The sequence below is a fragment of the Granulicella sp. L46 genome, from assembly GCF_009765785.1.
Taxonomy (GTDB): Bacteria; Acidobacteriota; Terriglobia; order Terriglobales; family Acidobacteriaceae; genus Granulicella.
Genome location: NZ_LMUT01000012.1, coordinates 953,425 through 977,140, shown reverse-complemented (window position 1 = coordinate 977,140; position 23,716 = coordinate 953,425). Strand labels below are relative to the sequence as shown.

The following is a 23,716-nucleotide window of genomic DNA, read 5'->3' as shown; positions in this document are numbered from 1 at the left end:
CGAAATCAAAAAGTCTGAGGCGCGAGCAAAGAGTTACGGCGGCAGGCGCAGGACGTATGTGCAATCGATTCTTACGAACCGGGTTGCCATCTGTCTTCCACCTTTAGATGGAGAAAAACCTCCATCTATTCCCCGGCCTTCCTGATCGCGTATCCTTCTCGGACAAGAACGATCAGGAGCGTCGATGCCACACATAAATTTGCCCGAAGGCCTGCAAGGGATACGCAGCGCCATGGCCTTCCGTCCGGAGACGGCCAAACCCCTCAACGAACTTGCAGAGGCGCTGCTGCATGCGCCCAACTCGCTTCCGCAGGGCGACCGCGAACTGATTGCGACCTACGTGTCCCATCTAAATGATTGCTACTTCTGCCAGACCGTTCACGGCTCTATCGCGGCCGCCTGCCTGAACGACGATTATGAACTCGTGAAGCGCGTAAAAGCCGACTTTCATGCTGCTGACATCTCCGAGAAGCTGAAGTCCCTGCTAGTGATCGCGGCGAAGGTGCAGAAGGGCGGCAAGCAGGTAACAACGGCCGACGTCGAAGCTGCCCGCGCCGAGGGTGCAACCGACATCGAGGTCCACGACACGGTCCTCATCGCCGCCGCCTTCTGCATGTACAACCGCTACGTCGATGGCCTGGATACATGGCAACCGCGCAATGAAGAGCTATACCGCGAGCGAGGAAAGAAAACGGCGCGAGAAGGCTACGTCTCGATGAGCCGCGAATATCTGCCGGGACAGGCCGAGCACGCGAAGAGCTGAACAGCGGAGTGAACTATGCCGGAACAGGCGAACCCGAAGAGCATGAAGCGCGAGCCCTACACTCCCGACCCAAAGACACTCTCGCTGCTGCGCGTCTCCGGCAACCCGATCAATGGGCTTGGAGAGACGAAGGTTCGCCGAGCTTCGCCATTCTTCTGGCATCCGCCTGACCAGCATCCGTACGGCGATTTGCAGGTCGTGGCACGGCAAAACTCGCGCAAGTGTCCGGGATCGACGGAGGCTTTTGCCGCGGCATACAACCACCCTCCGCTCTGTCCAGTCGCCGAAGATCGCAAAATTGCTCCAGCTGAACAACTCGTAGCAGAGACGAAAGCGTTCGCGCTTTCTCACGAAGCCGACGCGGTGGGTATCGCGGCGATGGACCCGCTCTATGTCTTCGAGGGTTACACCATTGAAGAGCCGTGGGTAATTGTGCTGGCCCTCGCACACAACTACGAGCGCCTTCGCCAGGTTCCCTCCAATGAAACAAACGGCGTTGGCGTCTGCGACATCGGCGATCAGTATGCCCGAGGCACGCGTTCCTCCTACGCACTCGCGAACTGGATACGCTCACAGGGATACAACGCGCAAGCATTCCCGGGGCCGATGGCAGACGCCCTCCTCCTCATTCCGCCTGCAATCGCATCGGGCTTAGGCGAGCTCGGAAAGCACGGCTCTCTGATCAGTCCACAGTTCGGTGCAGGCGTCCGTCTCGCTGGCGTCACCACCGACATGCCCCTGGTTGAAACGGCACCGATCCGCTTTGGCGCCGACGACTTCTGTCAAAACTGCCAGGCCTGCACCAAAGCCTGTCCACCAGCGGCTATCCAGGAACAGAAGCAGACAGTCCGCGGTGTGGAGCGCTGGTACGTAGACTTCGATAAATGCATCCCTTATTTCGCCGAGGCCGCATCCTGCGGAATTTGCATAGCGACCTGTCCCTGGACGAAACCAGAAGCTCGCCCCAAGCTTCTCTCCAGAATGGCGAACAAGCCTGTGTAACTTCAGCGATGTCCTTGGCTCGAAAAACTCCTAACGATGATGTACCCCTAAGAACCCGCGCATTGCGACGGAAATCTCCTCGAGATGTGTCTCGAGCGCAAAGTGACCTGTCGGCAGAAATTGAACGGTGGCGTTCGGAATATCCTTCTTGAAAGCTTCTGCTCCCGCCGGAATAAAGTATGGATCAAGCTTGCCCCACACCGCGAGAAGCGGAGGCTGCGCGGCCCGAAAATACTCTTGAAACTTCGGGTACATCTTCACATTATTGGCATAGTCAAGGAAGAGATCGAGTTGTATATCGACGTTCCCAGGCCGCGCCAACAGTGCCGCATCAAGCGTATAACCCTCCGGTTTGATGACGCTCGGATCCGGGATCCCAACAGAATATTCGTGCCGCATTCCTTCAAGCGTCAACCCGCTACGGATTGCATTGCGATGCTCCAGCGTGGGCTCTCGCCAATAGCGTTGAATGGGCTGCCAGGCATCGCCAAGGCCTTCTTCGTAGGCATTACCATTCTGAGAAACGATGGCAGTGACACGTTCGGGAGCCATCAATGCCAGGCGGAAGCCAGTCGGCGCACCGTAATCGAACACGTACATCGCATAGCGCGTCAATTTCATCGCCTGCGTGAATGCGAAGATCGTCTTCGCCAAGGCGTCGAAGGTGTAGATGTACCCGCGCTCCGCAGGAACCTCCGTGAAGCCAAAGCCAGGCAAATCCGGAGCGATCACCCGATAGCGATCGGCAAGCCGCGGGATCAATTCTCGATACTGAAACGAAGAAGTAGGGAATCCATGGAGCAATAGGATCACAGGTGCGTCAGCAGGGCCCGCTTCGCGGTAGAACACCTCAATACCGCCAGCTTTAATATGATGAGGCGAAGTCAGCGGGATGTTCGGATTGTCAGCCATCGTTTCCTTCCTTGGCATGCTGGTTTGCGTGAAATCAAACAGTTTCACCTTGCGACCAAAGGCGCCAAGGCTAACGAAGGCTGATACCAGAAAGCTGCGGCGATCTACGCTCAATAACTAACCTCTCTCTGTCACCCTTGACGATGCCATCTCACAAACGGCACCTCTCCTCATCCACTCCGGGTATTCTGAAACACCTGCGACACCGATGTAAAGCGAGCCTACCCGAACACCACCTGATAGCGGAACCATCGGCACCCCATCTGCCTTCGCCCATTGCCTGCAACGTCTGCAAGAGCTATCGTGGGAGGCGATGACCAACGCGCCCTCGATCCTTGAATCATTTCGCCTCGACCGGAAGATCGCTCTAGTGACGGGATCTTCGTCGGGCATCGGTCTCTCCATCGCCATCGCGCTCGCTCAGGCAGGCGCAACCGTAGCCTGCCACGGAAACTCGCGTCCCGCCGAAGCCGCCGCCGAAGCGATTCAGAAAGACGGCGGCTCGGCCTCAGCCTTCTCCGCCGATCTCTCCGACCCCACCGGCGCCGCGCAGCTCTTCGATGCCGTAATCGCAGCCTACGGTCACGTCGACATCCTCATCAACAACGCCGGCATTATCCTTCGCCACGACGCCGTCGACTATCCCTTCGAAGATTGGCAGAAGGTGATGCAAGTCAATCTCAACTCTGTCTTCCAGTTATCACAGCTCGTCGGCCGCGACCTCATAGCTCGCAGTTCTCCCGGAAAAATCGTCAACATCGCCTCCCTCCTATCCTTTCAGGGAGGCATTCGAGTGCCCGCGTACGCCGCCTCCAAGGGAGGAGTCGCCCAGCTCACAAAAGCGCTCGCAAACGAGTGGGCATCCAAAAGCATCCAGGTAAACGCCATCGCGCCCGGCTACATCGCCACCGACAACACCACGGCTCTGCGCAACGACGAGACCCGCAATCGCCAAATCCTCGAGCGCATTCCCGCCGGCCGCTGGGGGCAACCCAACGACATCGCCGCAACCGCCGTCTTCCTTTCGTCTCCCGCAGCCGACTACATCACCGGCGCCATCCTCAACGTCGACGGCGGCTGGCTCGCACGCTGACAGCCTCAAGCATTCGCTGAATCCTGCAGCACCGCCATCGCCGCGTTCCGTCCATTGATTCCGATCACGCTGCCCCCCGGATGCGTGCACGCCCCGCACAGATACACCCCCTGCATGGGTGTACGCGCCGTCAGCCGCTTCGACCACATAAACGGCGGCAGGCACTCGCCCTGAAAGATGTGTCCCCCCGTTAGCCCCACGCGTTCTTCAATGTCAGGAGGCCCCAGCACCTGCGCATCGATCACCGCCGTTTCAATGTTGGAGCAAAATCTCCCCAGCGACTTCATCGCCAACCGCTTCACCTCTTCACGCCGCTCATCCCACGTCCCCTGCGCAAAACGATACGGAACATACTGCGCAAACACCGACATCGTATGCTGCCCCTCGGGCGCCACTGTCGCGTCATGCACACTCTGAAAATAAAGCTCGCACCACAGATGTTCCGGCAACTCGCCCCGCCGCGCCGCCGCATACCCAGCCTTCCACTCCGCATGCGTTAGCGGAGCATTGATCTGCCCATAATGATGCGGCGCATCCACACCCGGCCGCGCGACGAAGTTTGGCAGCTCGCGCAGCAGCACATTCAGCTTCACCGTACAGCCTTCAATCGGCACGTGTTCGACCGCCACCTTCCATCCGCCATCAGCATCCTGCCCAAGCATCTTCAGCGTTCGCCGCGGGTCTGCATTCGACACCACCACCGCAGCCTGAATCCTCTCTCCACCCTCCAACACCACACCTTCGCCCGGCACAATCTGCGCCACGGCCACACCGCTCGCCACCACCGCGCCCGCCTCGCGCGCAGCATCGCAAAAGTAGAATGACACCATCCCCATCCCGCCCCGCACATAACCCCACATCCCCGGCATTCCGCCCAACCGCCCCGACGCATGATGGAATCGAATCGACGCCGTGCCCGCGTCAAACGGACTCGCATTCGTCCCAATCACCCCTTGGCCCAAATACGCGGACTGCAGCCGTTCATCCCGCAGATAGCGCTCCACGAACTCCGCCATCGACCAGTCATACAGCATATGCTTCGCCTCGGCATCATCACCCAGCCGCCGATCGATCTCCTCCGCCGTTGGCGCATCACCAATCCATGCATCCGCGTCATCCTCTGGCCGCAGCGCATCCCGCAGCCGCCGGATCACGTCATTCATCGCGCGCCAGCCTTCCAAATCCGCTGGCGCAAACCGGCGCACCTCGGCCTCGCACGCCTCATCCTCATCCCACAGGTGAATACTCGAGCCATCCAGGAACGGCACAAACAATCCATTCACTGCCGGCGTCCACTGGAACCCCCGGTCCACCAGGTTCAACTCGGCCACCACGCGCGGATGCAACAACCCCGCAAGATAGGCGCACGGCGACATGTGCACCCCCGGGAACGGCTCTTCAATCGTGCAAGCGCCTCCCACCCGCTCCCGCGCCTCGAGTACCAGCACCTGCTTGCCCGCGCGCGCCAAATACGCAGCGCATGCCAGCCCGTTATGCCCGGCGCCGATCACGATCACGTCCCAACGCCGCGCCGCAAGCTCGCGGATCGTAGCAGGAAGGCCAACTTGGCCCAGCACGGCAGCAGTAGGTGAGGTCAATGCGTATCTCCTTGAATCAAGTCCACGCATCCACCATACATTGTCTTTCCGCGCCGTTACTCCAGCGGTTGCAGAGATTGCAGCAGCGTAGGAATCAACTCCGCCACCGTTGGATGAATATGCACCGCGCGTGAAATCGTCGTGTACGGTGCCTTCGCATACATCACATCCAGCAGGCAATGAATCGCCTCATCGCACCCCACCCCCAGCAATGACGCTCCCAGGATCATCTTGCTCTCCGCATCCACCAGCACCTTCATGAACCCCAAACTCTCGCCCTTCTCCACCGCGCGACCCACTCGTGTCATAGCCCGTGTTCCGATCAGTGCCGGCCTACCGGTAGCCCGCACGTCCGCCTCCGTCATCCCAATTCGCGCCAGGGGCGGATCGAGATACATCGCATAGCAAAGAATCCGATCCGACACCCGCCGCGGATCATTGTCCAGCAAATTCGCCGCAACAATCTCAAAGTCGTTGTAAGCCGTATGCGTAAACGCTCCGCGCCGATTGCAATCGCCCAGCGCATAAATCCCCGGCACATTTGTCCGCAGCTGGTCGTCCACCACAATGTACCCTCGGTCATCGGTCTTGACGCCCGCGAGGTCCAGGCCCAGGTCATCCGTGTTGGGCACGCGCCCCACCGCCAGCAGTACATGCGATCCCTTGATGTCAGGTTCGCCATCCGTACAGTTCGTTCCCACCACCACGCCCGTTCCATCAGGCTTCAGATCAATACATTCTGCACTTGTCCGAATCTCGATCCCCTCGGCCTCCAAAATACTCTGCACGCACGCCGATACGTCCTCGTCCTCATGCCCCACCAGCCGTGGCCCCTTCTCAATAATCGTCACTTCGCTGCCAAACCTTCGATACATCTGCCCAAACTCAATCCCGATATAGCTCCCACCCACCACCACCAAATGCTTTGGCAGCACATTCAGAGCCAGCAAACTGGTGTTCGTAAGAAACGGAACATTATGGATCCCCGGCAGATTCGGCACGTCCGCCCTTCCACCAACATTGAGGAAGATCTGTTTCGCCTCCAGCACCTCGTCCCCAACCCGAACCGTCGTAGCCGACTCAAATCGCGCGGTCCCTTTGAAAACCGCAACCTTTGGGTTGTCGCGCAAAGACTTCTCCACCCCATCGCGCGACTTCGCGACAATGCCGTCGCGCCGCGCATTCACTACCTTCATATCGACTTCGATCGCAGTATCAATCGACACGCCGTAGTCACCCGATCGCCGCGCCACATGTGCCGCATACGCGCTCGCAACCATCGCCTTCGTTGGCGTGCACCCAGTGTTCACGCACGTCCCGCCAAACAACTTGCGTTCCACAAAGGCAACCGTCTGCCCAGCCTTCGTTAGCCGAGCCGCAAGCGCAGGACCAGCCTGTCCAGCCCCAATAATGATCGCGTCAAAAGTTTTCATAGCGAGTTAGATGTCCGTTCCTGGCAAACTGGATCACTGAGCAACTAGACTACTCCGACTGCAACAATCGCCGCCCTACTGATAAAGCAGGAACGCCTTCCGGGCCCCGATATACTCGGCAAGTTTTGGTGCCCACCCTTCAGCAATGCTACGAGGATCATCGCCGCGCTCAATCGCATCCACAGTACTCCGGCTACCAACCAATCGCAGCGTCTTTTCCACTTGAAACTGCGCCGGATACATTCGATGCAGCACACTCAAAATCTCCACACCCATCTCCGGAGAATCCAGCGCCCGCCGATCCGTCACCACAACCCGCACCGCGTCAATCGTCTGCCCATGGAAAGGATAATGATTTGCGTTCTCCGCCACACTCGTGGTCGTGGCCGCAAAACTTACACCAGGAATATGCCGCGCGTTCAACGCCGCCGCCACATCCGCAGCATGCATCCACGCCGCCCCAAACAGCTCAAACGGCGTATCCGTTCCACGCCCCACCGACACAGGACTGTAGTCCAGGAACCCAAGCCCCGGATAAGGAACCGCCGCCGTCATCGTCCGCAGATTCGGGCTAGGATTCGTCCACGGCAATCCCGTCTCATCGAAGTACTGACCACGCGACCAGTGCTCCATCGGCACCACCATCAAATCCACATCCAGGTGCTTCACGCCGACCACGTACCGCGCCAGCTCTCCAATCGTCATCCCCGTCCGCACCGGCAGCGGCATGTAGTCGACATAAGCCGACACCCCCGTCGTCAGCTCCGCATCCGATACCGGCCCCTGCACCTGCTCGCCGCCAATCAAGTCCGGCCGATCCAGCACCACGATCTTCAGATCATGATGAAACTCCGCCTTCTCCTTTGCCGCAGCCTCCAGAAAATATCCGGTCACCGTGTCATACGTGAAGAACCGAACCCCCGCATCCTGCAGATCAATCACCACCGCATCCAAATCCTTCAACATCTCATGCGAAGGCCGCTTGTCCGCCTCCGTAGGCCCATAAAGACTCGTCACATGCAACCCGGTAGCCGGATCAACCTCCGCCTCCATGTGCATGGAATCGTGCTTCCCAAAGATCCCATGCTCCGGCGAAAAGATAGCCGTCAGCTTCGCCCCTGGCACCGCCTTCGGCAAGTCCGTCGCAAGAAGATCGACCGTCCGACGCCCTGCACGATCCAGCCCCGTTTGATTGGTCAGCACCCCTACCTGAAGATGATCACGATTGCCGGCAGTACCAACCGCGATCGCACTGAAATGGTCACGCACCAGGACGTCTATACCTGTAAGAACGGGGCATGAAGTGGCTGGCATCAGATCCGTATTCAGTTTGATGAGACAACTCACCGATGTTCCAGCCGGAAGTGGTAAGTCCTCAGTCAGCCCCAGCGCCCGCGCCGCAGCCGTCGCCACCTCCCCCCGCAAATTCGAAATCGGCGGATTCCCCCGCGGATGAATCGCATTCGCCAGCAAAATCACATACGTATCCGACCCCGGATCCATCCACAACGACGTCCCCGTAAACCCGGTATGCCCGAAGCTCCCAATCGGAAACAACGAGCCGCGCGGCTTCGAAAATGCCGTATCAATATCCCATCCAAACCCGCGCAGATCCTGCCCCCTCACCGCCGGATAATGCGGCGCCAACCCCGCCACAGCCGGCTTCTCTCCCGCCACAATCGCCGCACGCTCCGCAGCATTCGCGGCAGCCACCTGCCCCGCCGCACGCCCCGGCTGCTGAGGTGCAACCATCAACTCCAACGTAGATTGCTTCAGCGGAAAATTACTCGGCCGCCCCGCCAGCCGACCCAGCAAACCCTGCGCAAACAGCGACACATCATGCGCCGTCGAAAACACGCCCGCATGTCCAGCCACGCCACCCATGCGTCGCGTAGTCGGATCATGCACCGTCCCGCGCAACAACCGATCGTAATCAGGATTTGTAGCAGGATCAGCTTTCGCCTCATCATCATGCGCCTCAGGAGCGATCCGAACCAGCAGGGAAGTGCTCCAGTCGCCCTTCGGACAAGCAAACAACTCGCGCCCCTTCGGCGGCGGTGCCCACGCGATCGCAGCACCCACCACGCGATGCGGCCCGCAAGCCTTCGCCAGCGGCAGGTATCGAGTCTCTGTCATTCCCAACGGCTTGAAGATATGCTCCTGCGCATACACCTCCAGCGGCTCGCCGCTCAGCACCTGCACCATATACCCCAACAAAATAAAATTAATATCCGAGTAGCGAAACACCTCACCCGGCGCCGACATCAGCGGCGTCGTCAACGCCCGATGCACACCCTCCATAAAGTCCGGCGCACTCAGCCCCCACGCATCCTTCAAATTCACATCCGGCCCCTCGCCCGACGTATGCGTCAACAGCATCCGCACCGTCACCTTCGCGCGCTCCGGATCATGCCCCGCATTAAACCCCGGCAGATACTTCTCCACCGGCTCATCGAACTCCACCTTGCCCTGCTCATACAACTGCATCACCGCGGTCGCCGTACTCAAACATTTGCTCAGCGACGCCATATCAAAAATCGTGTCCTCCGTCATCGGCTCCGCTGCCGACGGCTCGCCATCCAATCCCGGCTCACCCGCCAGCTTACGATCCCCATAAGCCTGCTCAAACGCCACCTGCCCGCCATGCCCAATCACCACCACAGCCCCCGGTGGCCGATGCGCCGACACGGCATCATTCAACAGCGTAGACACCCCACCAAAGTCCGGAGCCTTCATCTGCGCACTCTGCGACACGCCCACCCGCGTCACACACAGTAGCGCAATCACCGCCACCACACCCCGCCGCACCGACTGTTTCCCAAACACCAGACTAGCCAGCGAACCCACACCGAACGTCGCCGCCGCACCAATCAGCACATACCAGGTCCACGCAATATGCGGAATCGTAATCCCTCCAAGGTGCACAGGAAACACTCCTTGCCACAACCAAACGTTGAGCACAAATCCAAACACCATGCCAATCGTCGCGCCCGTCTGCGTCGCAAACTTCGTCAACGTCCCCAACAAAAACACACCCAACAAACATCCATACGCGACCGAAGCAATCGACAAACCAACCTCCACCACGTGCCCCTTCCCGCCCACAAACACCGCGTACGCCGCAATCGCAAACAGCACCAGCGCCCACATCACCGTGGACGACTTGCTAATAATCGCGCGCTCCCGATCATCCGCCTCCGGCCGCAGGTGCATATAAAAATCCACCACAGTTGTCGACGACAAACTATTCAACGCCGCCGACAAATTCGACATCGCCGCCGCCAAAATCGCCGCCACCAAGAGCCCTGCAACACCCACCGGCATCTCCCGAACAATGAACGTCGGAAAAATCCGGTCCGCGCTCGCGAACGCAGCCGGGTGCTGTCCATAAAACACGAACAGCCCCACGCCGATTAACAGGAACAGCGCGAACTGCACGAAGATCACCACGCCCGAACTCAGCAGCGCCAGTTGCGACTCGCGCAGATTCTTCGCCGCCAGCATCCGCTGCACCATCAACTGGTCCGTCCCATGCGAAGCCATCGTCAAAAACGTTCCGCCCAGCACCCCCGCCCAGAAGGTGTACGTCGTCGTCAAATTCAGCGCGAAGTTCAACATGTGAAACTTGCCCGCACCCGCCGCGACCGCATGGATCGTGCTCCAACCGCCTGTCACATGCGTCCCCAGCGTAGCAATCGCCACCACCGTCCCGCCAATATAAATCGCCATCTGCACCACATCGGTCCAGATCACCGCGGCCATCCCACCCTCAAATGTGTATAGCAGTGTGAGCGCGGAGATAATCCCAATTGACAACACATCACGCGTCCCAATCGCAATCCCCACGACGATCGACACCGCAAACACGCGCACACCCTCGGCCGCCGCGCGCGTCAACAAAAACAATCCCGCCGTCACCTTGTGCAGCGACGACCCAAAGCGCCGATCAATCAACTGGTACGCCGTCAACATCTCGCCCGCAAAGTACCGCGGCAGAAACAGCAGCGCGACCACGATGCGCCCAATCATGTACCCAATCACGACCTGCAGAAATCCAAAGTCTCCAGCAAACGCCACCCCGGGAATCGAAATGATCGTCAGCGTCGAAGTCTCAGCCGACACAATCGACAGCGAGATCGCCCACCACGGAATCGTGTTGTTCGCCAAAAAATAGCTCCGTAACGATCGGTCCGCCCCTCCCGCGCCAGACCGCTTCCGAAACCGCAATCCAAACAAAGTAATTCCCACCAGGTACACCGCAACCAGCGCAAGGTCAAACGCACGCAGATGATGCGTTCCCGCAAGTTGCAGAACCGCCAAGACCCGAACCGTCAACGGATGACTAACCAATTCGATCTCCTGCTACGGGTTGTGCGGCGCGTCCGGCGCCGCAGTCGGAGGCGGTGTCGCAGGAACTGTGGTCGTCGTCGGCGTCGCGGCAGGAGTGGTCGTCGGAGTTGCCCCCGGCACAGTCGGTGCAATCTGCGCCACGGCCGGCATCCCCAGATCGCCCGCCAGCGGCAGCGTCCTCAACTGGCTCCACTGCCGCTGCGCACTGCGCACCTTGTCCACCCGCGCATACCACTGCGCAATCGTGTAGTCATAGTGTTCCAGCACAGGGCGCAAGCCCGATGGACGATACGTCTTGTCCCACTGTTGCTCAAACATCTCGCGCAGCTGCGAGTAGCCATCGATGATGTCTTGCAGCCGCCCATTCACGCCATTAATATCCGACAACAGCGCCGACACCGAAGGCCGCGGCCCCACCGGGTGAACGCTCACCGTTCCCATCGCCGTCCCCTGCGCCTGCGCATACCCATCGACCATCTCATCTGCGAGCTGAAACTTCAGCCCCAGAAAATCAATCCGTCGCGCCCCGAACTCCATCGCCGCAATCGCATCCGGCTCGCGCAGATTCGGCTCCTGCGCCTTCGCCTGCGCAATGTACTTCAGCGCTCGCTCGGCATACAGCCGCACCTCGGAATTAATCGGACGCATCTTCTCCGCCATCACCTGTCCGTCCTTCGACCAGGGATCCACCCAGAACAATCCGTCCGTACCCTCCGTTGCTCCGATTACCTTGCTGTCGTGCAACAACGTCATCGCCCCCGTCAGCTCGCCCTGCGCCTGGTTCAACAACCCCAGTGAGTCTCCATGAAACACCTGCGCAAAGCTCTGCTGAAACGCCGGGATCGATGACTCGCCACGCTGCCACGCCGCCGCTGCACCAAACAGAATCCCATACCAGTTCATGTTCGCCAGCGACTCGCCATCATCATTCCACAGCGTGTTCAACTGGCCCGTCGCTCCATATTTCTGCCCGTCGCGCGTAAATTCCTGGATGTCGTCCAGAGCCAGTTGCTGATTCGGCCACACCTGGCGATAGTTGTTGATCGACGGGGATACCCACACCGGAATTCCCGCCGCAGTATATGGCTTCAACTCCTGCAAAAATCCCTTCGGCTTCGGCGTATATCCCCACGCCACCGCGATCAGCTGATGCTTGATCTCCGGAGGCAACTCCTTCAGCAACTCCGGATCGCTCTGCGCAACATCGCCCCAAAAAAGAATCTTCTTATGCAGCGGCTCCAGGCTCGTCACGATCTGCTTTAGATAATCGATGTACACCGTGGGCAACCCCCGCGTATCCACATCCACGCGCGTTCGGCCAATCCCCAGATCAATCGTCTCATCACCGCCGATATGCAGAAACGGCCCGGGATACATCGCCGCCAGTTCCTTGAACATCGCGTCAATCAACGGTATCGATCCAGCCTGCCCCGGCGACAGCACTGCTCCGTGCGGCGTCTCCGCCACATCCGCATACGTCTCCCATTGCAGCATCTTGCGCAGATGCCCAATCGCCTCCTGCTCGGGAATTACAATGATGTGATACTGCGTCGCATACGCAACCAGCGCGCGCGCATCCTCCGCCGAGATGCTCCCCTCAGGCGGCGCAGGCAGTGGGTTCGACGCATACTGCTGCGTATTCTCAAAGTACGGCGAGTACACGTTAATCTTGTAAGCCGCCAGCGTCCGTATCAATTTCTTCTGAAACTCCAGTGTGTCGACCGGCCCGCGCGAAAGGTCATCATGCAGTCCGCGATACCGCATCGCCGGCCAGTCATGAATCTCCGCCGCATGCAGAACGAAGCCAGGGCACACTCCCGCACACACCGGCTGCAGCGGCCATCTCTCGATCATCTGCTTGGCCGTCTGCGCCGCGTAAAACAGCCCCTCTGCAGTTGCGCCGGTCAGCGTTAGCGTCTTCGCTGCATAGCGGATCGTATATCCCTCCGCCCGCATCTCTTCCGTAAAGCTCGCGTCCGGATGCTCCGCCAGCCGACGCAGCACAATCCGCAACCCAACTCCCGTCGGAATGCCGCGATCCGCCAGCGTCTCGCGCAGATCATTCGCCGCGAACAAGTCCTCGGCGTCGCAGCCCGCGCACTCAACAGTCACCGAATTCAGCGGCACCTGCTCCACGCCCGTAATCTCCCGCGGCATAGGAATCAGGTGATACGCCGTCTGGGCATAGACCAGGGGCGCAAACAGCAGGGTGGCGCAGGTCAAACCTCTGGCGATCCCCCCAACGATCAAAGCAAGTCGCATAACGCTACGGTACACGCCAGCGCCGCGGCATGGAAGGGAAAGCCCACAGGGAAGGGAATCGCAGCTAACACCCCCGCTCGCATTCGCATCCAACCATTCGAGGAGTAACTATGAGCGTTCAAAGCGGCACCGACAAAGCAACCGACAACGACTTTCACGAACTCAGCGGCGAACAAGGCCTGAAGAAAATCGCCGAATTGCTAAAAGGCATTCACATCGCCATGATCAACACGGTAGCGAGCGACGGCTCCATCAGCTCTCGCCCCATGGCCGTGCAGGACAAAACCTTCGCCGGTCAGCTCTGGTTTCTCACCCGCGTCACCTCCGAAAAGGTCGACGAGATCCAGCAAGATCAGCACGTCACCCTCACCCTCACCGATACGTCCGACGCGAAATACCTGGTCCTCAAAGGCCGTGCAACCGTCAACCAGGATCGCGCCAAGATCAGCGAGCTCTGGAACTCCATGTACAAAGCCTGGTTCCCCAAAGGCGAAAGCGACCCCGAGATCGCCGTTCTCCGCGTCAACGTCACAGAAGCCGAATACTGGCAAGCCTCCAGCAGCAGCCTCGTTCGCGGAGCCAAGTACCTCGCCGCTGCAGTCACCGGAGGCAAGACCTCAATCGGCGAAGCAGGCCACGTTCTTGTCTCGCATTCAAGCTAAATCGGCGCTACCCCATCGATGATCGTGACGCCCGGCGGCGGGACAAATTGGAACTCGCTGTCGGGCGTTACTACGTTCTCTCGAATCTCATCGAAAACAAAACCCGTCTCCGCCCCATCCGTCTGCACAATCCTCATTCCCAAAATCTGCGCAGCCCCATCGACAGTAATCTCAATCGATTGCACTGTCTGCTGCATCCCCTTCGGTACCCCCGAAAGCGTGTAGCCCCCATTCACCAGCGTCATCGTCAGCCCATCCAGCTCCTTCGTAATCTCCGTGTGCCCCAGCAGAAATCGCAGTGGCGACCGCAAGTCATCGAGCTGTTTAGCCGGCGTTCGCAGCGCCTGCGAATCCCCCGGCGTGTAGCTAACCGCGTTCTTCCCATCCAGCACAAAAATCTTGCCCGAAGGCGCGTCATACTCCCAGCGCATCCGCCCCGGCTTGCTCAACGTCAGCGTTCCCGTCTCAGTCCGATCGATCCCCATGCCGCGATACCGCTCCGTAAAGTGCGCCGCCAGCGAGTGCAGATGGTTATAGTGCGCATCCACCTTAGCCGCCAGCGCCACCGCAGACGGAGTCTGCGCACTCGCCGCAGCAGCCATCGCAAACCCAGCCAGCACGCCCATCATTTTCATCCGGAAGCTCAAACCGACTCCTTCGCCTTCGCCTGCCGCACCATCTCCACCAGCATCTTGCGCGTCTCCTCCGCATCGTGCACCTCGCTCAGGAAATTAATCCGCGGCCCCTTCATCCCCTCCGCCGTCTTCAACCGCAACGTAAATCCCAGCCGGTCCACCGACGTCATCGCCGCCTCGCTCCCCTCAATCCCCGCATATGCCTTCGCCAGCGTCACCATCGACTCCACATGGTCCGCATTCATATGCGCCACGATTCCCGCCGCCGCCTCAGCCAACGGATCAGCCTTCGCTCGCGCAAACTCCTCCGCTTCCACCCACCCCATCACGCCGAACCCGCCCACGTAATACATGTCCACCGGCTCGAGCCGGAAGAAATGGAAGTCCGCAAAGTCCACCCAGTAGCGGCTGTTCTCGTGCCGCGCCAAATAGATCTCCCGCACCGCCGCCTTCTCTTCTTCCGCCACGACAGCCGCATTTCCAACCAGCGTAGCTCGAGCAGCTCCCAGCGGATCACCGTCCGCTGCCGCCTGCATCACAAACAAGCTGCAGCGCCCGTCTTCACGCAGATTCTGCGTATGCATCGCCATGTTGCTGATCAAAAATATCGGCCGCCCCGCCGCATCCATCGCAAACGGCATCAATGATCCAAACGGAAATCCCGACAGCTTACGCGACATCGTCGAAAGCATCCCCACGCCAACCAGCGACAGCAGCGTCCGGCTGCGCTCCGCGTGGCTAGGCTCCGGAAGCTGCGGCCCCGCAGGGCTCGTGGATGCATGCTGCCGTGGTGCAGGTACCGATGTAGAAGACATAAACCCTCAATCTTTCAGCCGCACCTAAGCGACATTGAATCCACTCACCACAATCTTCGGAGTCTCGCCGCGCGTATCCGCATGCTGCAGCTCCGTCTGTATCGTTCGATGCTCGCCTGGCATCAGCAGCACGTAATTATCATCATAGATCGCCGGCAGAATCCGATCGCCGCTCACCGCCCGCACCGCTTTCACCCGCGTCATCAACGCCGGCCACGCCGAGCCGTTCTGCAACTCCGTCGTCAGCCTCCAAATCTCACCCTCGCGCTTCACCGTCGTCGCCGCCTGCACCCGCGCCTTCGCCAGCGACCGAATCGCCCGATAATCTCCCTCCACTAAACTCCGCACGTAATCGTTGCGCGAGATCACCATCGTCCCCTGCATAAGCGTCAGCCGCAGAAAATGCACCGCCGACAACCCCTTCGGATACTGCATCGCAACGGCCGCCACGACGCTGTCTTCCTTGCTATCGATCGTCACCGCGCGATCCCCCACGCGCGCGCCATCCATATTGAAGATCTCCACCCGCGCACTCAACCCCCGCCGATCGCCGCCGCTATAGTTCACCACCTCAATCGTCTCCGCATCCCGATTCCACTGGATATGCAGCGGCTCCGACGCCAGCTTGCACCCAAAGTATGCCGCCGTCGGCTCAAAGAAATAGTCATACGTCTGCCACACAAACGACGGCCAGCACGGATGGCTCATCCACAACAACAGCCCCGCACGATACTTACTCTGCGACTCAAACATCGCGCGATAGCCCTCGAAGTTCACAAACTGCGCGAGCGAAATCCATTGCTCAGCACTGTCCGCGCCGCCATAACTCTCATCGATAAGACGGTAAAACGACTTCGCCCCCTGCGCCCCATTCAAACTGAAATCGTGCAGCCCCCAGTCCAATCCCTGCGGCCACATCGCGCGCTCCGGCATCATCAGCCGCACGCTTTCCACCGGCGGAATATTCGGCATCCCAATCTCGCTGTGCAGTTTCGAATCAGCAATCCGGAAATACTCCACCGGCGGCAGCGCATGATATGGCCCATGCCCGCTCACCACATCATCAGCCGAGCTCGGAATGTACTGGATCCCCGGATGCAGCTCCGCAAGCGCCGCGCGCAAACCCGCCTCCAACACCTTCGGCGGATACCCCTCGTTCCGCCCGCAATACAACCCAATCGACGCATGATTCCGAATGCGGCTAATGAAATCCCGCGCATTCGCCATGAACATCGCATCGTCATCGGGCACCGGCCCATCCCACGGATTCGCCAACCAGAAATCCTGCCACACCATCACGCCATGCCGATCGCACGCCTCATAAAACGTCTCATCGCCAATCTGCCCAACCCAGTTGCGAATCATCGTGAAGTTCATCTCGCGGTGATAGCGCACGGCCGCGTCATATTCGCGCCCCCGATACCGCAGCATCGACTCACTGAATCCCCAGTTCCCCCCACGACAAATAAATCGTCGCCCATTCACAAACAGCGTCAACTTCCCACCTGCCTCGCTCGAAGTCATCTGCCGAATCCCAAACTTCAACTTCTTCGAATCGAGCGTTCGTCCCGGCACCTCAAAGCGAATCTCCACGTCATACAAATACGGCGCGCCATATCCCGCCGGCCACCAAAGCTGCGGATCCTTCAACCGCAGCTCCGCATGCTTCGACGCATCCATCGTCACCACGGCAGTGGACCCGCCGGCTACCGTCACCGCTTGCGAAACCTCCACTGCCCCAAACCGAAACCGCAGCGTCCCCTCCACCGCACTCGCGCGATGATTTACCACCCCCACCTGAACGCTCAGCTCCGCCGCCGACGTATCCGGCAGCCGCAACTCCGCCCTCACCCACGGCGCCTCCAGCGTCACCGCGCCAGTCTTCGTCAGCGACACGTCGCCCCATATTCCCGTATTCCGCCCACGAATCGTAGGGATCCAATCCCACCCAATCGACGCGTGATACGTAGGATTATCCGCACCCAGCGCTCCACCATTGCGGCTAGGATTCTCAAACGTCTTCTGCTTCGTACTCCCCGGCGTCGCGTTTTTCTCGATCAATACTGCCAGCGCATTCTTCTTTCCCGCCAGCAGCTTCCCCGTCACATCAAACTGCGCACGAAGAAATCCGCCGTCAATTCTCCCGAGCGCCTCTCCATTCAAGAACACTTGCGCCTTCCAATTCACGCCCTCGAAATCCAGCCACGCAATCTCTCCAGCCTCCACCGCGGGCGCCTCAAACTCCGTTCGATACCAGAAGTCTGCGCAAAAATAAGAGTCCGAAACATACAGCTGGTTCTCGCCAAAATTCGGATCCGCAATCGTCCCCGCGTTATAGAACGAAGTCAGCACGGTCCCAGGCACCGTCGCCACAATCCAAGCCGCATCAGCAAACCCAACCCGCGAAACCGCCGCACCGTCCCCAGTCACCACGCTGCGACGCTCCACCCGCCACGCCCCGCCAGCCAACAACATTCGTCCGTCGCTCATGGCCGGCACACTCGCCGCGACCGCCACCGGCCCACCCCGCCCCCACACCTCAAGCTCGCTCAGAATGTATCCAAACGGCGAAGTAGGCCGCGTCATCAACACCCGCAGAAATCGCGCATGCGCCGGAGCCGCCAACCGTATCTCCTCCACATTCTCAGTTGAGGCGCCTCCCCCACCCAGCCGATGCACCTCCGTCCACCTCACCTCATCATCAGAAATCTGCACCGCCCCCTCAGCCGCTCGCGCAATCCAATACAACGCCACGCGATCAAACGCGCACCGCGCCCCAAGGTCCACCGACACCCACTCCTCCCCCGACCCTGCGCTCATCCACGCGCTCGTAAAGTCATAAGGCCCGCCGATTTCCGCCCGCGCTCCCCCGCGGTAAAACTCCACCTGCCCCACCATCCACGAAATCCCTCGTGCCTCCGGATGGTTCAACCACTCGCACGTCACGCGATAAAACCGGCTCGCACACACCCGGCTCAGCGTCAGCCACGGATAATAAAGTTTCGTCCCCTGCAACAAATCCGGCGGATAATTCTCCCCCGCCATCTCCTCCTCCGCCTTCGCCGACCCAACCTGCTCCCACGCTCTCCCGTCATCCGACACCGCCACCGAAAACCGCAAATCCTTCGCCGCGACCCACTCCGGCAGCGCCACAAACACTCGTAGCCGATCCACCGCAGGCGCCTCGCCGCCGCCCACCTCCACCTGCGCCCAAACCTTCTCCCCTTCCAGCTTCAGCCCAACAGGAGGGAAGTGGTCCAGCACAATCTCTCTGTCCGGCTTCGTCAACACCCCATCAACACTGGTCGAAACCGCCACCCACCGCGGAATCCGCGTCTCCTTGATCCCGTCCGTCACCAGTTGCGCCGTCAGGTTGTAGTCGTAGCTGCTCGAGTGCTTCGCCGCCCGCCGCAGCGCCAGGTTCCGATACGTCGTCGCATCCACCCGCATCGTCGGCGAAAACACATCGCCCGCCGCCCCCGGATAAATCCCCAACCCACGCGTAAACTCACCCTTCGCCCCTTCCACCACTTCCGCTTCCACTCCCTCCACCGGCGCACCCGCCGCCACCGGCATCTCCGCACCCGCTGTCGCCGCAGCCCCCAGCGTCGGCAGCGCCACCTCACCCGCCGCAATCATCGAGCTCTTCAGAAACGCGCGTCGCGATAAAGACAAAACAATTCCTCCCGTAACCTGTAGTTGCGATTACGCCAACTCGTTCTCACGAAATAAGCCGCACCGTTGTACGAACATACTATCCGCACCCACGCGTCCCCGCGCACTTGCCACCAGTCCACGCCTGACAGTACGATCCCTGCGTTCGATGTTTCGCTCCAAACGCGCCACCCAAATTTTCACCAGCTCAGGAAGGCTTCCATGAGACAGTCCTTCAGCATCGGTATCGGAGGCGCCGCCGGCCAGGGCGTCGCCACTCCCGGAGACATCTTCGCCAAGATATTCAGCCGCCGCGGCCTCCATCTCAACGCCTACAACGCCTACCAATCCATCATCCGCGGCGGCCACACCTTCCTCACCATCCGCACCGGCCCCGACAACATCCCCACCACCAACGGCCACCTCGACCTCCTCATCCCCCTCAATCAGGACACCGCCGATCGCCACCTCCGCCTCCTCACCACCGGCGGCGCCTGCCTCTTCAACGCCGACCTCATCAAGCCCGGCCAGTCCGCCGATGGCGTCCAACTCTGCCCCCTCCCCGTCTCCAAACTCGCCGACATCAGCCGCAACAAGGTCGCGCAAAACACCCTCGCCATCGGCGCCGCCCTCAGCATGATGGGCATCGGCTTCAACTCCCTCGAGAGCGTCCTCGAAGAACAATTCCGCAAAAAAGAGCGCGCCGTCATCGACGAAAATATCGCCCTCGCCCGCGCCGGCTACGACTACGCCACCCAGAATCTCAAGCCCTTCGATCACGCCCTCTCCCTCACCGACGCCCGCTACGCAGTCCTCAGCGGCAACGAGGCCATGGCCATGGGAGCCGCTGCCGCCGGCCTCAAATTCTACTGCGCCTATCCCATGAGCCCCGCCACCGGCGTGCTTCACTGGATGGCCTCCCACGCCCGCAAAGCCGACATCATGGTCCGCCAGGTCGAAGACGAAATCGGCGTCATCAACATGGCCATCGGTGCCGCCCACGCAGGAGTCCGCGCCATGTGCGCCACGTCAGGCGGAGGGTTTGCATTGATGAGTGAAGGCCTCGGCCTCTCCGCGCAAGCCGAAATCCCCGTAGTCGTCATCGACTGCCAGCGCGCCGGCCCCTCCACCGGCGTCCCCACCAAAACCGAGCAGGGCGATCTCTGGCAGATGCTAGGCGCAGCCTTCGGCGACTACCCCCGCGTCATCGCCGCCCCCCTCGACATCGCCGACTGTTTCACCCTCATGCCCGAAATCTTCAACATCACCGACCGCTTCCAGTGCCCCGGCATCGTCCTCTGCGACCTCCTCCTAGCCGAAGGCCGCCTAAGCGTAGATCCCGCCGTCCTGGACTTCAACCCCGCCATCGACCGTGGCGAAATCATCACCTCGAACGGCGAGCCTCACGACAAATACCTCCGCTACAAAATCACCGACAGCGGCGTCTCCCCGCGCGTCATCCCCGGCATCCCCGGCTACACCCACGTCGTCTCCAGCGACGAGCACGACGAAGACGGCATCCTCATCTCCGACGCCTACACCAACCACGCCAAGCGCCGCGCCATGATGGAAAAGCGCATGCGCAAGATGGACGGCATCGCCGCCTCCATTCCCCCGCCCCAACTCCGCGGCCCCGCCACCGCCGACGTCACCCTCATCGGCTGGGGCTCCACCTTCGGCGTCATCGACGAAGCCTGCGAACTCCTCCGCGAGCAGGGCATCTCCGTAAACCATCTTCCCATCCGCTGGCTAGTCCCCCTCCACGCCGACGCCATCCTCGACATCCTCAACAACGCGCTCCACACCATCATCATCGAGAACAATTTCAGCGGCCAGTTCGCCCGCTACCTCCGAAGCGAAACCAGCTTCGTAGCCACCGGCCACATCCGCAAATACGACGGCGAACCCTTCTTCCCCCAACACATCGTCGACGCCGTCAAGGAACAACTAGCCGGCACGACCACCCTCTCCATCCCCGAACACGAAGTCATGGTCTAGCCCCCACTCCCAGGAGAAACAATGGCGACAGAAATCATCCCCCCCAACCAAATCACCATGGCAAACTTCAAAGGCCGCGTCGAACCCGACTGGTGCCCCGGCTGCGGCGACTACGGCGTCCTCGCCGCGGTCCAGAAAGCCCTCGTCGAATTGCAAATCCCCCAGCACGAAGTCGCCACCATCAGCGGCATCGGCTGCTCCTCCAACTTTCCCGGCTTCATCGAAACCTACGGCATGCACACCCTGCACGGCCGTTCGCTCCCTGTCGCCACCGGCGTAAAGATGGCGAACCACGCCCTAACCGTGCTCGTCACCGGCGGCGATGGCGACGGCTTCGGCATCGGCTGCGGCCACTTCGTCCACGCCATGCGCCGCAACGTCGACCTCACCTACATGGTCATGGATAACCAGATCTACGGCCTAACCACAGGCCAAACCAGCCCCACCAGCCGCCTCGCCATGAAGACCAAGACCACCCCCTTCGGCAACGTCGAGCGCCCCGTCAACCCCATCGCCCTCGCCTTAGCCGCCGGCGCTACCTATGTTGCACGTGGCTTCTCAGCCGAACAAAAGCACCTAACCGAGCTAATCAAAAACGCCATCCAGCACAAGGGCTTTTCCTTCCTCGACATCTTCAGCCCCTGCGTCACCTACAACCACGACAACACAGTCCAGTGGTTCAAGCCGCGCGTCAAAAAGCTAGAAGACAACCCCGCCTACGACTCCACCAACTTCGAAGCCGCCATGGAAAAATCCCAGCTCTGGGGCGACGAAATCCCCATCGGCAAATTCTACGAGCGCACCGACGTCCCCACCCTCACCGAGCTGGAACCCGTCCTGAACCCCGGCCCCCTAGTCCACCAAAACAACCGCATCCCCGCGCCGGTCGCCAAGTCCTTCATCGACGAACTCATGTAACTGCGCGTCGTAGAGAGAACCTGTACTTGCATTTGTCGTTGCACTTGCCTTTCTGGCTGTCATTCCGCAGCGCAGCGAAGGAATCTGCTTCTCTAGCACGATCCCCTCGTCGCGACCAGAGGCCCCTACGCTCGCCCCGCAAACTCCTTCAACTCCGTCGACACCTTCACCTTCTCCCCCTCTTTAATAAACAGCGGCACCTTAATCTCCAACCCTGTCTCCAGCCGAGCCATCTTGGTCGCACCGCTCGACGTATCCCCGCGCACGGCTGGCTCCGTATGCGCCACATCCAGCTCAACAAAAATCGGCAGCTGCAGCCCAATCGGCTCGCCGTTATACAAACGCACCTGCAACGCGGTCCCGTCGATCAGATAATCCATCGCATCGGCCAGCATGTTGCCAGTCAACGTAAGCGTCTCAAAGCTCTCCTGGTTCAGAAAGTAAGAACCCACGGGATCGCTATACAGATACGTCGCGGGCACCAGCTCCAGGTCCGGCTCGTTGAACTTGTCCTGCGCCTTGAACGTCTTCTCGAACACCGCGCCGGTCAGCAGGTTCCGCATCTTCAACCGCACCAGCGTCTGCCCACCCCGCGCTGTCGGCGTGCTAATGTCCGAATCCAAACAGGCATACGGGGAACCCTCAAACTCAAACATCGTCTTACGCTTCACATGGATTGCTTCAACCATTCCGGCCATAACGTCCTCATTCCCTTTCAACGACAGGCCGCCAACCACACAGCAAACCCACGTCCAAACTTCCAATCAAGTATAAAGGCCCACGAGAACCCTTAGGTACCCCGAGGCTTCAGCCTCGGGTTTCATATCCAAGGTGCCCCGAAGCTTCAGCCTCGGGTTTCATATCCAAGGTGCCCCGAAGCTTCAGCCTCGGGTTTCATATCCAAGGTGCCCCGAAGCTTCAGCTTTGGGTCTGAAGCTTCAGGTGCCCCGAAGCTTCAGCTTTGGATCTGAAGCTTTAGGTACCCCGAGGCTTCAGCCTCGGGTCTCATATCCTGCCAAAGAACGGGGGCTTTAGCCCTGAGGCATGCCCTCGCTCATCCACGGAGTACGGCTTCGAAGGAGGCACGGCTTCAGCTGTGCCATAACTCCACATGCCCCAAAAGGTTTTAGCCGCTGAGGTAAGACGCATCCTCGATTGCCACCCTCTGCAGCCTCTGCGATCATCGGCTGTAGCACTCCCCCATGCCCAACACCCCGCACCCCCGCTATACACCCCTCCCCACCTCCATCCACACCCTCGTCGAGCGCACCCCCAACGCCATCCTCCTAGAAACCTCTCGCTTCGACGCCACCAACCACCACAGCTACCTCTTCCTTCAACCCACCCGCATCCTCACCGCCAATACCCTCGAAGAAATCCCCGCGCTCTTCGCGCAAATCGAAGCCGCCCTATCCGAAGGCCTCCACATCGCTGGCTACCTCTCCTACGAGTGCAACGCCCACTTCGAACCCTCCACCGCCCGCCAACCGGATCAATCCTCGCCGTCCGCGCAGGACCTCCCCTTAGCCCATCTAGCTGCCTACCCCGCACCCATCATCTTCGACCACGCCACCGGCACCTTCCTCAACCCCACGCCTCGACTAAACTCTGTCATCCTGAG

16 protein-coding genes are annotated in these 23,716 nt (G+C 60.2%); 7 read left to right on the top strand and 9 right to left on the bottom strand.

Features of this window, described 5'->3' with window-relative positions; all coding sequences use genetic code 11:
• Positions 1–184 precede the first annotated feature (184 nt).
• Both GSQ80_RS13565 and GSQ80_RS13560 read left to right on the top strand, forming a co-directional pair.
• A complete protein-coding gene (locus GSQ80_RS13565; RefSeq protein ID WP_158788125.1) occupies positions 185–763 on the top strand; it encodes a carboxymuconolactone decarboxylase family protein in 579 nt (192 codons plus the stop codon).
• Positions 764–778: 15 nt separating this feature from the next.
• A complete protein-coding gene (locus GSQ80_RS13560) occupies positions 779–1,765 on the top strand; it encodes a 4Fe-4S dicluster domain-containing protein (protein WP_158788124.1) in 987 nt (328 codons plus the stop codon).
• Between the two features lie 30 nt (positions 1,766–1,795).
• On the opposite strand, the gene GSQ80_RS13555 is transcribed toward GSQ80_RS13560, so the two are convergent.
• Entirely contained in the window at positions 1,796–2,791 is a 996-nt protein-coding gene (locus GSQ80_RS13555; protein WP_254059633.1) for an alpha/beta fold hydrolase, read from the bottom strand.
• 199 nt (positions 2,792–2,990) lie between these two features.
• Here GSQ80_RS13555 and kduD point away from each other — a divergent pair, with 199 nt between their 5' ends.
• On the top strand, positions 2,991–3,770 hold the full coding sequence (gene kduD, locus GSQ80_RS13550) for a 2-dehydro-3-deoxy-D-gluconate 5-dehydrogenase KduD (protein WP_158788123.1): 780 nt from the start codon (positions 2,991–2,993) through the stop codon (positions 3,768–3,770).
• A 5-nt stretch (positions 3,771–3,775) separates the two neighbouring features.
• On the opposite strand, the gene GSQ80_RS13545 is transcribed toward kduD, so the two are convergent.
• The 4 genes from GSQ80_RS13545 to GSQ80_RS13530 all read right to left on the bottom strand — a co-directional run bounded on the left by GSQ80_RS13545 (position 3,776) and on the right by GSQ80_RS13530 (position 13,413).
• The gene (locus tag GSQ80_RS13545) at positions 3,776–5,368 is read right to left on the bottom strand and encodes an NAD(P)/FAD-dependent oxidoreductase (RefSeq protein ID WP_254059632.1); all 1,593 of its coding nucleotides are present in this window, start codon (positions 5,366–5,368) and stop codon (positions 3,776–3,778) included.
• A gap of 56 nt (positions 5,369–5,424) precedes the next feature.
• Positions 5,425–6,801 (bottom strand): FAD-containing oxidoreductase, encoded by a 1,377-nt coding sequence (locus GSQ80_RS13540; RefSeq protein WP_158788121.1) that lies wholly within the window; start codon positions 6,799–6,801, stop codon positions 5,425–5,427.
• A 75-nt stretch (positions 6,802–6,876) separates the two neighbouring features.
• Complete coding sequence (locus GSQ80_RS13535; protein ID WP_371315715.1) at positions 6,877–11,151, bottom strand: sodium/solute symporter; 4,275 nt, start codon at positions 11,149–11,151, stop codon at positions 6,877–6,879.
• 12 nt (positions 11,152–11,163) lie between these two features.
• The gene (locus tag GSQ80_RS13530; RefSeq protein WP_158788120.1) at positions 11,164–13,413 is read right to left on the bottom strand and encodes a family 20 glycosylhydrolase; all 2,250 of its coding nucleotides are present in this window, start codon (positions 13,411–13,413) and stop codon (positions 11,164–11,166) included.
• 110 nt (positions 13,414–13,523) lie between these two features.
• Between GSQ80_RS13530 and GSQ80_RS13525 the strand changes: the two genes are divergently transcribed.
• Positions 13,524–14,075: a pyridoxamine 5'-phosphate oxidase family protein gene (locus GSQ80_RS13525; protein WP_158788119.1), complete on the top strand. Its 552-nt coding sequence runs from the start codon at positions 13,524–13,526 to the stop codon at positions 14,073–14,075.
• On the opposite strand, the gene GSQ80_RS13520 is transcribed toward GSQ80_RS13525, so the two are convergent.
• From GSQ80_RS13520 to GSQ80_RS13510, 3 genes are read right to left on the bottom strand one after another with little or no spacing between them, the layout of a single operon-like run.
• Positions 14,072–14,722, bottom strand: coding sequence for an outer membrane lipoprotein carrier protein LolA (locus GSQ80_RS13520; RefSeq protein WP_254059631.1), 651 nt, complete (start codon positions 14,720–14,722; stop codon positions 14,072–14,074). The genes GSQ80_RS13525 and GSQ80_RS13520 overlap by 4 nt on opposite strands.
• A complete protein-coding gene (locus GSQ80_RS13515; RefSeq protein ID WP_158788118.1) occupies positions 14,719–15,525 on the bottom strand; it encodes a HugZ family protein in 807 nt (268 codons plus the stop codon). Before GSQ80_RS13515 ends, GSQ80_RS13520 begins: the two co-directional genes overlap by 4 nt.
• A gap of 24 nt (positions 15,526–15,549) precedes the next feature.
• Complete coding sequence (locus tag GSQ80_RS13510; protein ID WP_158788117.1) at positions 15,550–19,200, bottom strand: discoidin domain-containing protein; 3,651 nt, start codon at positions 19,198–19,200, stop codon at positions 15,550–15,552.
• Between the two features lie 201 nt (positions 19,201–19,401).
• Between GSQ80_RS13510 and GSQ80_RS13505 the strand changes: the two genes are divergently transcribed.
• Both GSQ80_RS13505 and GSQ80_RS13500 read left to right on the top strand, forming a co-directional pair.
• Complete coding sequence (locus GSQ80_RS13505) at positions 19,402–21,177, top strand: 2-oxoacid:acceptor oxidoreductase subunit alpha (RefSeq protein ID WP_158788116.1); 1,776 nt, start codon at positions 19,402–19,404, stop codon at positions 21,175–21,177.
• Positions 21,178–21,198: 21 nt separating this feature from the next.
• A complete protein-coding gene (locus GSQ80_RS13500) occupies positions 21,199–22,095 on the top strand; it encodes a 2-oxoacid:ferredoxin oxidoreductase subunit beta (protein ID WP_158788115.1) in 897 nt (298 codons plus the stop codon).
• Between the two features lie 125 nt (positions 22,096–22,220).
• On the opposite strand, the gene efp is transcribed toward GSQ80_RS13500, so the two are convergent.
• Entirely contained in the window at positions 22,221–22,793 is a 573-nt protein-coding gene (gene efp / locus GSQ80_RS13495; RefSeq protein ID WP_158788114.1) for an elongation factor P, read from the bottom strand.
• Between the two features lie 504 nt (positions 22,794–23,297).
• On the opposite strand from efp, the gene GSQ80_RS13490 reads away from it, so the two are divergent.
• Positions 23,298–23,716, top strand: a 419-nt coding sequence (locus tag GSQ80_RS13490; protein WP_216850316.1) for a hypothetical protein, incomplete at its 3' end; no start/stop codon positions are given.

Excerpts from the sequence above, each read along its gene's own strand:
- GSQ80_RS13525 (WP_158788119.1), top strand. The coding sequence starts at position 13,524 with ATGAGCGTTCAAAGCGGCACCGACAAAGCAACCGACAACGACTTTCAC.
- kduD (WP_158788123.1), top strand. The coding sequence starts at position 2,991 with ATGACCAACGCGCCCTCGATCCTTGAATCATTTCGCCTCGACCGGAAG.
- GSQ80_RS13505 (WP_158788116.1), top strand. The coding sequence starts at position 19,402 with ATGAGACAGTCCTTCAGCATCGGTATCGGAGGCGCCGCCGGCCAGGGC.
- GSQ80_RS13515 (WP_158788118.1), bottom strand. The coding sequence starts at position 15,525 with ATGTCTTCTACATCGGTACCTGCACCACGGCAGCATGCATCCACGAGC.
- efp (WP_158788114.1), bottom strand. The coding sequence starts at position 22,793 with ATGGCCGGAATGGTTGAAGCAATCCATGTGAAGCGTAAGACGATGTTT.
- GSQ80_RS13530 (WP_158788120.1), bottom strand. The coding sequence starts at position 13,413 with ATGCGACTTGCTTTGATCGTTGGGGGGATCGCCAGAGGTTTGACCTGC.
- GSQ80_RS13560 (WP_158788124.1), top strand. The coding sequence starts at position 779 with ATGCCGGAACAGGCGAACCCGAAGAGCATGAAGCGCGAGCCCTACACT.
- GSQ80_RS13500 (WP_158788115.1), top strand. The coding sequence starts at position 21,199 with ATGGCGACAGAAATCATCCCCCCCAACCAAATCACCATGGCAAACTTC.
- GSQ80_RS13565 (WP_158788125.1), top strand. The coding sequence starts at position 185 with ATGCCACACATAAATTTGCCCGAAGGCCTGCAAGGGATACGCAGCGCC.
- GSQ80_RS13540 (WP_158788121.1), bottom strand. The coding sequence starts at position 6,801 with ATGAAAACTTTTGACGCGATCATTATTGGGGCTGGACAGGCTGGTCCT.